This window comes from Caenibius sp. WL (assembly GCF_019803445.1).
GTDB lineage: Bacteria > Pseudomonadota > Alphaproteobacteria > Sphingomonadales > Sphingomonadaceae > Caenibius.
This window is the reverse complement of record NZ_CP081844.1, coordinates 1,595,986-1,608,945: the sequence shown is the minus strand read 5'-3', so window position 1 is coordinate 1,608,945 and position 12,960 is coordinate 1,595,986. Positions and strand designations below refer to the sequence as shown.

Here is a 12,960-nt window from a genome sequence, read left to right as displayed (position 1 = left end):
TTCGCAAGGGTTTCAACCGACCGGACGGCGGGCGCGCAACGCCTGCGCCAATGTGCCTTCGTCCAGATAGTCGAGTTCGCCCCCCACCGGCAACCCGTGGGCCAGCTGGGTGATCCGCACGGGGTAGCTTTCCAGCCGTTCGGCGATGTAATGCGCGGTGGTCTGCCCTTCCAGCGTGGCGTTCATCGCCAGCACCACTTCGTCGATCCCGCCCGCCGTCACACGCTCGATCAGCTTGGCGATAGTCAGGTCTTCCGGCCGCACCCCTTCGAGCGCGGACAGCCGCCCGCCGAGCACGTGATACTGGCCGGTGAACAGCTTCGCCCGGTCGAGCGCCCAGAGGTCCGCCACATCCTCCACCACGCAGAGCGAGCGGGGATCGCGGCGCGGATCGGCGCAGATGCCGCAAGGGTCGCGGGTATCGACATTGCCGCAGATATCGCATTCGACCAGCGTTTCCTGCACCGCCGCCAGCGCGCCGAGCAACTGGGTCAGCGCGGTTTCGCGCCGTTTCACCAGCCACAGCACCGCGCGCCGCGCCGAACGCGGGCCGAGGCCGGGAAGGCGCGCCAGGGCGGCGGCGAGTGTCTCGATCTCTTGCGATGCCATGGGGGTGGAGATAGGGCTTTCCCCCCGAACACGAAAGGCCACCTGCCCCGCTTATGCGCATCATCTTCATGGGAACGCCGGACTTCGCCGTGCCGACTCTCACCGCATTGCACGATGCGGGCCACACTATCGTGGCCGCCTATACCCAGCCGCCGCGCCCGGCGGGCCGGGGCAAGCAATTGCAACCCTCCCCCGTCCAGCAGGCGGCACAGGCGCGCGGGATCGAAGTGCGCTGCCCCGTCACTTTGAAGGACGCGCAGGCGCAGGCCGATTTCGCCGCGCTCGATGCCGATGTGGCGGTGGTCGCGGCCTATGGCCTGATTCTGCCGGTGCCGGTGCTCGAAGCGCCGCGCCACGGCTGCCTCAACGTCCACGCCTCGATCCTGCCGCACTGGCGCGGGGCGGCGCCGATCCAGCGGGCGATTCTGGCGGGCGATGCCGTGACCGGGGTGACGATCATGCAGATGGAGAAAGGGCTCGACACCGGCCCGATGCTGGCCACCGTGCGCACGCCGATCGCACGCAAGACGGCGGGCGAACTGACGGCGGAACTGGCCGAACTGGGCGCACAACTGATGGTCGGCACGCTGATCGATCTCAAGGCGCTGCATCCCGTGCGGCAGGACGATCTGGAAGCGACTCACGCGCCCAAGATCGACAAGGCCGAAAGCCGGATCGATTTCCACCGCGATGCCGAATTCATCGAACGGCAGGTGCGCGCTTTCGCCCCTGCGCCAGGCGCGTTCTTCGAAGTGGGGCAGGACCGTTTCCGCGTGCTCGCCGCCGAAGTGATCGGCCGCGAAGGCGCGGCGGGCACAGTGCTGGACGACCAGTTGACCATTGCCTGCGGGCACGGCGCGATCCGCCCGACGCTGATCCAGCGCGCGGGCAAACCGGCGATGGAAACCGCCGCCCTGCTGCGCGGCTACGCGATTCCGGCGGGCACGGTGCTGCGGTGATGATAATGTGCCTCCTTCGACAGGCTCAGGACGAGCGGATGTTGCGGATAATTTCGGCACCGAACACAGCACCAGCCCCGTCCAAGAACCCAGTTCCGCTCAGGGCGAGCTTGTCGGAGCCCACACGCCAGCCATGACCCGCTTCGCTCTCACGCTCGAATTCGATGGCGGCGCTTTCATGGGCTTGCAGCGGCAGGCGCATGGCCCGTCCGTCCAGCAAGCGGTGGAGGAGGCGGTGCTGGCCGTCACCGGCGAAGAGGTGCGGATGCATTCGGCCGGGCGCACCGATGCGGGCGTCCACGCGCTGGCCATGCGCAGCCATGTCGATATCGCCAAGGCGATCACCCCGTTCCGCCTGATGGAGGCGCTGAACGCGCTGCTGCGCCCTGCCCCCATCGCGGTGATCGCCTGCGAAGCGGTGGCGGACGATTGGCACGCCCGCTTTTCCTGCATCGGGCGCAGCTACATTTATCGCATCGTCAACCGCCGCGCACCGTTGACGCTGGAGAAAGGGCGTGCCTGGCATCTCGCTCGCCCGCTGGATGCGGACGCGATGCACCGCGCGGCGCAGGCGCTGGTCGGGCGGCACGATTTCACCACATTCCGTTCCGCCCATTGCCAGGCGGCCGATCCGGTCAAGACGCTGGACCGGCTGGATGTGCGCCGCGAAGGCGCGCATGTGCTGATCGAAGCGGCGGCGCGCAGCTTCCTGCATCATCAGGTCCGTTCCATGGTCGGCACGCTGGCGCTGGTCGGGCTCGGCCAGTGGCGCGAGGAACAGGTGGGCGAAGCGCTGGCCGCGCGGCAGCGGCAGGCGCTGGGTCTCAATGCCCCGCCCGATGGGCTCTATTTCGTCGCGGCCCGATACCCCGACGCATAACACAACAGGAAAAAGGGAGAGAACAGGATGAGCGTTACCGGAAAAGCGATTGCCTCGACATATGCGGCCGACGGCACGCTGACGGTCGAATTCGTGGAACAGGCGCTGCCTGCCCCCACCGGCCATGAAGTGCTGCTGCGGGTGGAGGCATCGCCGATCAATCCATCGGATCTCGGCGTGATGTTCGGGCCGTTCGATATTGCGGGTGCCGACTATACGCCGGGCAGGATCGTCGCCCGGATGGAGGGCGCACCGCCGCCGCCGTTCCTCAAGCGGATCGGCTATCCCATGCCTTGCGGCAATGAAGGTGCGGGCACGGTGATCGCGGCGGGCGATGCGCCCGAAGCGCAGGCGCTGCTGGGCAAGACCGTCACCTGCCTGCAAGGCGGAATGTACAGCGAATACCGGCTGGTCGATGCGCGCGCCTGCCTCGCCCTGCCCGATGGGGTCGATGCGGCCACCGGCGCGTCGAGCGTGGTCAATCCGATCACCGCGCTGACTTTCGTCGAAACCATGCGCAAGCAGGGCTTCACCGGCCTGATCCACACCGCCGCCGCATCCAATCTCGGGCAGATTCTGGTGAAGATCTGCAAGGAGGATGGCGTCCCCCTCGTCAATATCGTGCGGAAGGAGGAACACGTTGCCCTGCTGCGCGGGATCGGGGCGGAGCATGTGTGCAATTCCAGCGCGCCCGATTTCCACGAACAGCTCGTCGCCGCGATCCGCGCGACCGGGGCGATGCTGGCGTTCGACGCCATCGGCGGAGGCGATCTGGTGGGCCGCATTTTCAACGCGATGGAAGAAGTCGCCGCGCTGGATGCGCCCTACGATCCCTATGGCACGCACACGCGCAAGAAGATTTACATCTACGGCATGCTGGATCGCGGGCCGACCCGCTTCGCCCGCGATTTCGGCTTCACCTGGGAACTGGGCGGCTACATCCTGACCGATTTCCTGATGCAGGCCCCGCCCGAATGGATGGCCCAGGCGCGCGAACGGGTGGTCGCCGGCCTGAAAACCACGTTCGCCAGCGGCTATTCCGCCAAAGTGCCGCTGCTGAACATGCTCGACCGCGCCGTGGTGGCGGAATACGCCCAGATGCGAACGGGCGAGAAAGTGCTGATCGTGCCGAATGGGTGAAGCTTCTCTCGTCATTCCCGCGAAAGCGGGAATGACGAGAGAAGCGTGGGAAATGGCGAATGAAGAAAGCAACCGTCATTGCGAGCCGACAGGCGAGGCAATCCAGAGCAGCCGACATTACGCCCTGGATTGCCGCGCAGCCTCCGGCTGCTCGCAATGATGTTTGATCCTAGGCCTTGGAAACGACGCTTTCCGGCAATTCGGCGCCGAACACGCGCTGATAGTATTCAGCCACCAGCATCCGTTCCGCTTCGTCGCACTTGTTGAGGAAGCTGAGGCGGAAGGCGAAGCCGATATCCTTGAAAATCGCGGCGTTCTGCGCCCAGGTGATGACCGTGCGCGGGCTCATCACCGTGGAGATATCGCCGTTGATGAAGCCCTGCCGGGTCAGATCGGCCACGCGCACCATCTGCGCGATCACCGCCGGATCGGTGTCCGGGTTCTTGGCGTGGACAATCTTCTGTTCGGTTTCGGCGGAGAGATAGTTCAGCGCCACGACCAGATTCCAGCGGTCCATCTGGCCCTGGTTGATCTGCTGCGTGCCATGGTAAAGCCCGCTGGTATCGCCGAGGCCCACGGTGTTGGCCGTGGCGAACAGGCGGAAATTCGGATCGGGCCGGATCACGCGGTTCTGATCCAGCAGCGTCAACTTGCCTTCGGCTTCCAGCACGCGCTGGATCACGAACATCACGTCGGGGCGGCCCGCATCGTATTCGTCGAACACCAGCGCCACCGGGTGCTGGAGCGCCCAGGGCAGCAGCCCTTCGCGGAATTCGGTGACTTGCAAGCCATCGCGCAGGACGATGGCATCGCGGCCGATCAGGTCGATCCGGCTGATATGCGCGTCGAGGTTGATGCGGATGCACGGCCATTTGAGGCGCGCGGCGACCTGTTCGATGTGAGTCGACTTGCCGGTGCCGTGGTAGCCCTGCACCATCACGCGGCGGTTGAACGCGAACCCCGCCAGAATCGCCAGCGTGGTATCGGGATCGAACACGTAGTTCGGATCGAGATCGGGCACGCGTTCGTCCGCGACGGAGAAAGCGGGCACGGTCATATCGATGTCGATGCCAAAAACATCGCGCACGCTGATTTCCGTATCGGGCGCGGGCAACGCCGTGCGGGCGCCATGTTCGAAAGCTTTGTCGGTCATGTCATTCATCGCGGGAATCGACCTAGACGCGCGCGCGATGCGCTGCAACAACCTTTGCCCACATCAATGGCCTTTCAGCCGCATTTGGGCGGGAGAGCGAACAGGGCGAAGACCCGTTCCGCCAGATCGCGGTCGCCGGTGACGGTCAGTTCGCCTTCGGCCATCACCTCGCCCAGCGGCTGCTTGCCGTAAACCACTCGCAGGAACGGCAGCGCCACGGGTGTGGTGACAGTGAAATCGGGTGCGGGATCGCCATCGGCGGCGCGCGCGATGGCCAGTTCGCCACCGGCCAGGCGGGCAAGGAACCGCTCGCCCCCCACATCGAAAGCGATCGTCGCGGCAAGGGCGCGCGCGGCGGCATGATCGATCATCGTGCGCAGGCTGAGCATCAGCGAGACCGGGGACAGCGGCAGACGCGGATCGTGCGCAGGCGAACGGGCCGCCCAACGGCCAAGTTCCTGTATCGCCGGTTCGGCGAGATAGCCCCATTCAGTCAGTTCATAGACCTGCGCCGCGGCGGGCGGCGGCAGCTTGCGGCGCAGCAGCACCCCGGCCGCTTCCAGCCCTTCCAGCCGGTCGGTCAACACTTTGGCGCTGATGCCGGGCAAGCTGGCGCGCAGGTCGGAAAAACGGCGCGCGCCAAGCATTAGTTCCCTGACGATCAGCAGCGACCAACGCTCGCCGATCAACTCCAGTGCAAACGCAGTGCCGCAGGCGTCATCATACCACACGCCATGCGCCCGTTCCGCTTTTGCCGACTCTTTAGTTTCTTTTTGTAACTTCATGGTTGCTATTAGTAACCCATAGGCGCAGAGAGATGCAACAGTGATTCGGACAATATGCAAGAGAGAGGAACGCGTGCCATGCCGCGAATGATTTTCGTCAATCTGCCGGTGACGGACCTGCCCCGTGCCAAGGCTTTCTACACCGCGCTCGGCTTCGTGAACGAACCGCGCTTCACCGACGATACCGCCGCTGCCATGCAATGGTCCGACACCATCGTTGTCATGCTGCTGACGCACGAAAAGTGGAAAAGCTTCACCACCCGCCCGATTCCCTCCGCCGACGCCAGCGAAGTCATGTTGTGCATCAATTGCGAAAATCGCGCGGAAGTGAACCGGTTGACCGAAACCGCGGCGGCCCATGGCGGGATTGCGGATGTGAATCCGTCTCAGGATCATGGATTCATGATGAGCCGGGCGTTCGCCGATCCCGATGGCCATGTGTGGGAACCGATGTGGATGGACCCCGCCGTTGCCGAAGGTGAGGCCGAGCTGCCGGAAGTCGCGGACTGAACCCGCCCCGCCCGGCAAACGGGCGGTACACAAGAAAACACGAGAGGAGAGATTCATGGCAGACTCTGCAAGCCCCGCAGCCCCCGCTCCCGGTCTTTCGCCCTATCTGGTGTGCGACGGCGCGGCGGACGCGATCGCTTTCTACAAGGACGCGTTCGGTGCACAGGAACTGATGCGTCTCGATGGGGAGGACGGCAAGATCATGCATGCCGCGCTCACCATCAACGGCGCGATGGTGATGCTGACCGATGAACGCAAGGAGTTCGGCACGCTCGGCCCCAAGGCGCTGGGCGGCACGCCGGTGATCCTGCATCTCGCCGTCGCCAATGCCGATGAAGCCATCGCCCGGGCGGAAGCGGCCGGGGCCACTGTCACCATGCCCGCGCAGGACATGTTCTGGGGCGACCGTTACGGCCAGATCGCCGACCCGTTCGGCCATTCCTGGTCCATCGCCCACACGCTCCAGACGTTGAGTGAGGACGAAGTGCGCGCCGCGGCCAAGGATGCGATGTGCGGCCAGCCCGGCAGCGCCTGAGCGCCAGACCACTGCAACACGCGGCCATCATCCGGCGCCGCGAACGAAAAGGAACCGTGCCATGCCTGTAGAGCCCGATGCCGCCATCGAGATCACCGCGTTCGACTGGGTGCCCGGCTTCGCGCGCGGGTTCGTGCGGGACTTGCGCCCGCGCTGGGCCTGCGAGGAAATCGGCCTTGCCTATAGCGAACGGCTGATCAACCCCGCCGGGCCGCGCCCCGAAGGCTATTACGCCGAACAGCCCTGGGGCCAGGTGCCGGTGCTGAAGGAAGACGGCCTCGAAATCTTCGAAAGCGGGGCGATCCTGCTCCATCTGGGAGAGAAGGACGAACGGCTGCTGCCGCGCGATCCGCAGGCGCGCCAGCGGGCGATAAGCTGGCTGTTCGCCGCGCTCAACAGTGTGGAGCCGCTGATCTTCGAACTGTCGACCATCGATATCTTCGCCAAGGGTGAGGAATGGGCCGAACTGCGCCGCCCGAGCCTGATGGCGTTTGCCGGGCAGCGGTTCGACCGGCTGGCCGACGCACTGGGCGAGCGGGAATGGCTCGCCGGGCCATTCAGCATCGCCGATATCGCGATGGCCACCGTGCTGCGCGAAGCGGACAAGACCGATCTGGTGTCCGGCCGCGCCAATCTGGCCGCCTACCTCGCCCGCGCCCTTTCGCGCCCCGCGTTCGAACGGGCGCTGACAGCACAGCTCGACGCTTTCAGGGACACGCCCCAACCGGCGGCCGCCTGAAAGCGCCAGGGCGCCGGTCCGCCCCATCCCTCCCCCAGCCGCGGACCGGCGCCCCTTTTCGTGAAGGAGATGGATCATGACGTATATTCAGGGTTTCGTGATCGCGGTGCCGACCGCGAACAAGCAGAAGTTCATCGATCATGCCGGCAGCGCCGATCCGCTGTTCATCGAGCACGGGGCCACCCGCATTCTCGAATGCTGGCAGGACAATGTCGAGAAAGGCCACACCACCGATTTCTTCGGCGCAGTCGATTGCAAGGATGATGAATCGGTCGTGTTCAGCTGGATCGAATGGCCCGACAAGGCCACCTACACCGCCCTCGAAAGCCGCATGGAAGAGCTTTCGAAAACCGACGAACGCTTCGATCCGGAAAAGAACCCGATGCCGTTCGACGGCATGCGGATGATCTACGGCGGTTTCACCCCGCTGGTCGACGAAGGCAAGGCGGTGGCCGATCCCTATGTGCAGGGCTTCATCGTGCCGGTGCCCGAAGGCAACAAGGAAGCCTATCGCACAGCCGCGCTCGAAATGTGGTATATCATGAAGGACTATGGCGCCGCGCGGGTGATCGAGGCCTGGCAGGACGACGTGCCCCACGGCAAGCAGACCGACTTCTTCCGCTCGGTCAAGGCGGAGCCGGGCGAAGTGGTCGTCTTCTCGCTCATCGAGTGGCAATCGCGCGAAGTCTGCGACGCCTCGCACGAGAAGATGATGCAGGACGAACGGATGAAACAGTTCATGGAACAGAATCCGGGCGTGGAACCGCCGTTCGACGGCAAGCGCATGGTCTATGGCGGGTTCCGGCCGGTGGTCGAACTGACCCGGCAAAGCGTGGGAGCCTGAACCATGGGCAATCCGCCGGGCGGCTTCATCTGGTACGAACTGATGACCACCGATGCCGATGCGGCCGGGGCCTTCTATGGCGCGATCATCGGGTGGGACGTGGTGAAAGACCCCGCACCCGATCCCGCAGGCCCCGATTACCGCCACATCATCCGCAGCGATGGCGGCGCCAACGGCGGCGTGCTGCAATTGACCGCGCAGATGTGCGATGCGGGCGCCCATCCCTGCTGGCTGCCCTATCTCTACGTCACCGATATCGATGCGGCGGTGGCCAGCATCGGCAAGGACGGCGGGCAGGTGATGATGCCGCCCACCGATATCGGGGTCGGCGTGATCGCCATGCTGACCGATCCTCAGGGCGTGCCGATCTATGTGATGACCCCGCGCGCCCCGGCGGATAATCCCGACGCCACCAGCGACGTCTTTTCCCCCACCGCGCCGCAACGCGTCGCCTGGAACGAATTGGCCAGCCCCGATCTCGCCGGGTCGAAAGCATTCTATGCCCGGCATTTCGGTTTCGCGTTCAACGAAGCGATGCCGATGGGCGATCTCGGCGATTACTGCTTCATCGACCACGGCGGGCAACGGCTCGGCGCGATGATGCAGCGCCCCGATCCCGCCGCCCCGGCCGGGTGGCTGCCCTATTTCCGCGTCCCCGCCATTGCCGAAGCCAAAGCCGGGGTCGAAGCGGGCGGCGGCGCGGTTCTGATGGGCCCGCACGAAGTACCGAGCGGCGAATGGATCATCGTCGGGCGCGATCCGCAAGACGCGGCGTTCGGCCTCGTCAGCACGCAGGGGATATGACCATGGCTGATTACACGTTCTACACCAACCCGATGTCGCGCGGGCAGATCGCCCGCTGGGCGCTGCACGAAGCGGGCGCGGATTACGAAGCGGTGATCGTCGACTGGCAGGACAAGCCCGCCGCTTTCCTCGCCGCCAATCCGATGGGCAAAGTGCCCACGGTGATCCACCATGCCCCCTATGGCGATCAGGTGGTGACCGAATGCGCCGCGATCTGCGCCTATCTCGCGCTCGCCCACCCGGACAAGGACTTGCTCCCGCGCGAGGCGGAACGCGCGCCTTATCTGCGCTGGATGTATTTTGCCGCCGGGCCGCTGGAAACGGCGGTTCTGGCCAGGCAGCTCGGTTTCGAACCGCAGGATGCGCGCCAGCAGATCATGGCCGGGTTCGGCAGTTTCGAACGGACGGTCGGCACGCTCGAAAACCATTTGCAGGCCAACGCTTATGTGTGCGGGGAACGCTTCACCATGGCCGATGTCTATGTCGGCAGCCATATCGATTGGGGGCTGACGTTCGGCTCTCTCCCCGCACGCGACGCCTTCACCGCCTATGCCGAACGCTGCCGAGCCCGCCCGGCCTATCAGGCGGGCAAGGCCATCGACAACGCCCTGATCGCGGAGATGCAAAGCCATGCCTAGAAAAGCCCTCGTTTCGCTATGGTTCGAAAGCGGCGCGGACCACGCTGCCCGCTTCTATGCCGAAACCTTCCCCGACACCTCGCTCGACGCGGTCCACCGCGCCCCGGCGGATTTCCCCTCCGGCAAGGCGGGCGATGTGTTGAGCGTGGAATTCACCGTGATGGGCATTCCCTGCATCGGCATCGAAGGCGGCCCGGCCTTCCGCCAATCCGAAGCGTTCTCCTTCCAGATCGCAACCGACACGCAAGAGGAAACCGACCGCTACTGGAACGCGATTGTCGGCAACGGCGGGCAGGAAAGCCAGTGCGGCTGGTGCAAGGATCGCTGGGGCCTGTCGTGGCAGATCACCCCCCGCGCGCTGACCGAGGCCATGGCCAGCCCCGACCGCGCCGCCGCCAAACGCGCGATGGAAGCGATGCTGACGATGAAGAAGATCGACATCGCCGCCATCGAAGCGGCCGTGGCGGGGTGAGAAGGCATGAACCCTGAAGCTGGTTGGCGACTATCCCGCTGGAACACATAACTTTCGTCATTCCCGCGAAGGCGGGAATGACGAAAGGGGAGTAGAACATAATCGCCAGCCAGGTTCAGAGCGACGAAACAGCGCCGGGCACCGATCCCGGCCCGAACATTGGAACGAGGAGAAAGCATCATGGCACGCAAAATCATCGGCGGCGTCTTCCTGTCACTGGACGGCGTGATGCAGGCGCCGGGCGGGCCGGAGGAAGATCCCACCGGCGGCTTCACTCATGGCGGATGGCTGACGAGTGTGTTCGACGAGGAACTGGGCGCGGAAATCGACCATCTGTTCGACCGCGAATACGATCTGCTGCTCGGCCGCCGGACTTACGACATCTTCGCCGCCCACTGGCCGTTCATGCCGCAGGATGAATCCGATCCCGATGCATCCATCGCCATCGGGTTCGCCAAGGCCCGCAAATACGTGCTGACCCGCTCCGACAGGGAACTGGAATGGGAAGGCAGCCACCGCCTGCCCGATATGGACGCGCTGGCCGCGCTCAAGGCCGAGAACGGGCCCGATCTCATCATCCAGGGCAGTTCGACACTCTATCCCCAGTTGCTCGAACGCGGGCTGCTCGACCGGGTGACGCTGATGATCGCGCCGGTGCTTCTGGGCGGCGGCAAGCGGTTGTTCGGCGACGGCACGCCGCCGCGCGCGCTGCGCATGATCGAACACCGGCTGTCGCGCAACGGCATCGCCATGGCGACTTACGAACCGGCCGGGCCGCTGGCGGACAGCGGTTCCTTCGCCACTCCGGGGGAACCTTCCCCGCAGGAACGCGCCCGGCGGCAGGCCATGGCGGAAGGACGCTGGTGATGGAACTCTACGGCCACCCCTTTTCCTCCTACACCTGGAAAGCGCAGATCGCGCTGCATGCCATCGGCGCGGAATACGCATTCCGCGAAGTCGGCGCCGATCATCCGGACAATGCCGCCTTCGTCCAGGCGGCCCATCCGGCGGGCAAATTCCCCGTGCTGCGCGACGGCGAACGCACCGTGATCGAAGCCACCGCGATCGTCGAATACCTCGCCGCCAGCCACCCCGATGGCGGCACGCTGATCCCGGCCGATCCGCTCGCGGCGACCACTGTGCGGATGATCGACCGCGTGTTCGACAACTACGTGATGGCCAGCATGCAGCGGGTGGTGAACGCCTATCTGGCCGATGCGGAAAACCCCGATCCGGCGGAAATCGCGGCGGGCAAGGCCGCGTTGCAGCGCACTTATCACTGGCTCGAAAACTGGCTTTCCAGCCATCAACTGCCGCAGCATGTCTCGCTGGTCAGTTGCGCCGCGGCGCCCTCGCTGTTCTATGCCGACTGGGTGGAACGGATTCCCGAGGATTGCCCGCGTCTTGCCGCGCTGCGCGCCGAACTGCTCGCTCTGCCCGCCGTCAGCCGCTGCGTCGAAGCCGCCCGGCCCTATCGCGCCTTCTTCCCGCTTGGCGCACCGGATCGCGATTGATCGAGGAGAACCGCCATGGCCGCCATGCTCAACCACACCATCGTCTGGTGCCATGACAAGCAGCGTTCGGCGCATTTTCTCACCACTATGCTCGGCCTGCCGCCCGCGCAGCCGTTTGCGCATTTCCTTGTCGTGCCGCTGGCCAACGGGGTCTCGCTCGATTTCATGGAAAAGACCGGCCCCGTCGCGCGGCAGCATTATGCCTTCCTTGTCAGCGAGGAGGAATTCGATGCGGGCATGGCCAGGATCGCGGACCAGGGGTTGACCTACTGGGCCGACCCGGCGCGCAGCCAACCCGGCACGATCAACCGCCACTGGGGCGGGCGCGGCGTCTATTTCGAGGACCCGGACGGGCACCTGCTCGAAATGATCACCCGGCCTTATGGGGCGGAAGAGGCTCTGTGATCGGCAAGGCCTCACCTGCGCGGGAATAAGGATTGAGCGTAGCGGATGGAAGGCAGCCCACCGTTTCCGCTTTCCTACAGACGAATACTTCGTCACCCTGAACTCGTTTGGCGATTGTCCCACTGGAACAAGCAATCCTCGTCATTCCCGCGAAAGCGGGAATGACGAAGGGGGTGCCAGGCAGAGGCACTCACGCATCAAATATCGAAGCATTCCAGTGCGGAAAGGTCAGGCTACGAAAAGTCACACAAGAAAATACAGAAGCACCACGCAAGTCGCTGTTTTATAAACGCAGCTGGACAAACCCAATACGCACTTCAACGCCGTTCCCCGTCAACCGACACGGCGTGAAAATCAGGCGAATGCCGCGGCCTGGCGCAGCACCTGATAGGCTTCGACCACCCGCTGCAGGCGGCCTTCGTGGCTGCGGTCGCCGCCGTTGCGGTCGGGATGGTAACGGCGCACCAGTTCGGAATAGCGGCGGCGCAGGCCATGCCGGTCGGCATCGCCGCCCAGCCCCATCACGTTCAGCGCATCCCGTTCGCGCGGGGTGAAGCGCGCCATGCTGGCGTTGCCCGCTGCCGCCCGTTTGATTTCCGCCGCGCGCGCGCCGATGGCGTCCAGCGGATCGGCGAAGTCCGCCCAGCGCGGAATGCCGCCCGCCGTGGCGCTGGCGCTGAACGCGCGGGTTTCGGTGGCCCAGCCCGCCGTGGGGGATTGCGCGTGGAGGATTTCCTCCGCGCTCATCCCCTCGAACCAGTCGTATCCGGCGTTGAAAGCGCGCACGTGATCGAGGCAGAACCAGCGGTAGCTGCCCGGCCCGTCAAAACCGGCGGGGCGGGTGCCGGGCGCGCGGAATTCGCCCGCCTCCTCGCACCCCGGCGCCTGGCACAGGCGCCCCTGACTTTCAAACCGGCCTTGGAATTTTGTCTGTCTCACGCCTTTCAGGATGGGGAATGCATCCCGATAATGG

General features: G+C 65.1%; 17 protein-coding genes. 13 read left to right on the top strand and 4 right to left on the bottom strand.

The features are described from left to right. Positions 1-12: 12 nt before the first annotated feature. Positions 13-609, bottom strand: coding sequence for a recombination mediator RecR (gene recR, locus K5X80_RS07465; RefSeq protein ID WP_283249248.1), 597 nt, complete (start codon positions 607-609; stop codon positions 13-15). Positions 610-662: 53 nt separating this feature from the next. On the opposite strand from recR, the gene fmt reads away from it, so the two are divergent. The 3 genes from fmt to K5X80_RS07450 all read left to right on the top strand — a co-directional run bounded on the left by fmt (position 663) and on the right by K5X80_RS07450 (position 3,588). Next, a complete protein-coding gene (gene fmt, locus K5X80_RS07460) occupies positions 663-1,568 on the top strand; it encodes a methionyl-tRNA formyltransferase (RefSeq protein ID WP_222560213.1) in 906 nt (301 codons plus the stop codon). Positions 1,569-1,701: 133 nt separating this feature from the next. After that, positions 1,702-2,448, top strand: coding sequence for a tRNA pseudouridine(38-40) synthase TruA (gene truA / locus K5X80_RS07455; protein WP_222560212.1), 747 nt, complete (start codon positions 1,702-1,704; stop codon positions 2,446-2,448). A gap of 27 nt (positions 2,449-2,475) precedes the next feature. Further along, a complete protein-coding gene (locus tag K5X80_RS07450; protein ID WP_222560211.1) occupies positions 2,476-3,588 on the top strand; it encodes a zinc-binding dehydrogenase in 1,113 nt (370 codons plus the stop codon). A gap of 169 nt (positions 3,589-3,757) precedes the next feature. Here the strand turns inward: K5X80_RS07450 and cobS are convergent, their stop codons facing one another. Then, positions 3,758-4,750, bottom strand: coding sequence for a cobaltochelatase subunit CobS (cobS, locus tag K5X80_RS07445; protein WP_283249247.1), 993 nt, complete (start codon positions 4,748-4,750; stop codon positions 3,758-3,760). Between the two features lie 65 nt (positions 4,751-4,815). Then, positions 4,816-5,526: a winged helix-turn-helix transcriptional regulator gene (locus K5X80_RS07440; RefSeq protein ID WP_222560209.1), complete on the bottom strand. Its 711-nt coding sequence runs from the start codon at positions 5,524-5,526 to the stop codon at positions 4,816-4,818. A 78-nt stretch (positions 5,527-5,604) separates the two neighbouring features. On the opposite strand from K5X80_RS07440, the gene K5X80_RS07435 reads away from it, so the two are divergent. The 10 genes from K5X80_RS07435 to K5X80_RS07390 all read left to right on the top strand — a co-directional run bounded on the left by K5X80_RS07435 (position 5,605) and on the right by K5X80_RS07390 (position 11,987). Further along, positions 5,605-6,036 carry a VOC family protein gene (locus K5X80_RS07435; protein ID WP_222560208.1) on the top strand — a complete coding sequence of 144 codons (432 nt, stop codon included), beginning with the start codon at positions 5,605-5,607 and terminating at the stop codon, positions 6,034-6,036. 55 nt (positions 6,037-6,091) lie between these two features. Further along, positions 6,092-6,571 carry a VOC family protein gene (locus K5X80_RS07430; protein ID WP_222560207.1) on the top strand — a complete coding sequence of 160 codons (480 nt, stop codon included), beginning with the start codon at positions 6,092-6,094 and terminating at the stop codon, positions 6,569-6,571. 61 nt (positions 6,572-6,632) lie between these two features. Continuing rightward, positions 6,633-7,310 carry a glutathione S-transferase family protein gene (locus tag K5X80_RS07425; RefSeq protein WP_222560206.1) on the top strand — a complete coding sequence of 226 codons (678 nt, stop codon included), beginning with the start codon at positions 6,633-6,635 and terminating at the stop codon, positions 7,308-7,310. 76 nt (positions 7,311-7,386) lie between these two features. Beyond that, positions 7,387-8,154, top strand: coding sequence for a DUF1428 domain-containing protein (locus K5X80_RS17285; RefSeq protein ID WP_222560205.1), 768 nt, complete (start codon positions 7,387-7,389; stop codon positions 8,152-8,154). A 3-nt stretch (positions 8,155-8,157) separates the two neighbouring features. Then, positions 8,158-8,958: a VOC family protein gene (locus K5X80_RS07415; RefSeq protein WP_222560204.1), complete on the top strand. Its 801-nt coding sequence runs from the start codon at positions 8,158-8,160 to the stop codon at positions 8,956-8,958. 2 nt (positions 8,959-8,960) lie between these two features. Further along, complete coding sequence (locus K5X80_RS07410) at positions 8,961-9,596, top strand: glutathione S-transferase family protein (protein ID WP_283249246.1); 636 nt, start codon at positions 8,961-8,963, stop codon at positions 9,594-9,596. Further along, on the top strand, positions 9,589-10,068 hold the full coding sequence (locus tag K5X80_RS07405; protein ID WP_222560202.1) for a VOC family protein: 480 nt from the start codon (positions 9,589-9,591) through the stop codon (positions 10,066-10,068). The genes K5X80_RS07410 and K5X80_RS07405 overlap by 8 nt, the downstream gene beginning before the upstream one ends. Before the next feature lie 180 nt (positions 10,069-10,248). Continuing rightward, entirely contained in the window at positions 10,249-10,935 is a 687-nt protein-coding gene (locus K5X80_RS07400; RefSeq protein ID WP_222560201.1) for a dihydrofolate reductase family protein, read from the top strand. After that, entirely contained in the window at positions 10,935-11,582 is a 648-nt protein-coding gene (locus tag K5X80_RS07395) for a glutathione S-transferase family protein (protein ID WP_222560200.1), read from the top strand. Before K5X80_RS07400 ends, K5X80_RS07395 begins: the two co-directional genes overlap by 1 nt. 15 nt (positions 11,583-11,597) lie before the next feature. Then, complete coding sequence (locus tag K5X80_RS07390; RefSeq protein ID WP_222560199.1) at positions 11,598-11,987, top strand: VOC family protein; 390 nt, start codon at positions 11,598-11,600, stop codon at positions 11,985-11,987. A 354-nt stretch (positions 11,988-12,341) separates the two neighbouring features. On the opposite strand, the gene K5X80_RS07385 is transcribed toward K5X80_RS07390, so the two are convergent. Beyond that, entirely contained in the window at positions 12,342-12,926 is a 585-nt protein-coding gene (locus K5X80_RS07385; RefSeq protein WP_222560198.1) for a J domain-containing protein, read from the bottom strand. Positions 12,927-12,960 lie beyond the last annotated feature (34 nt).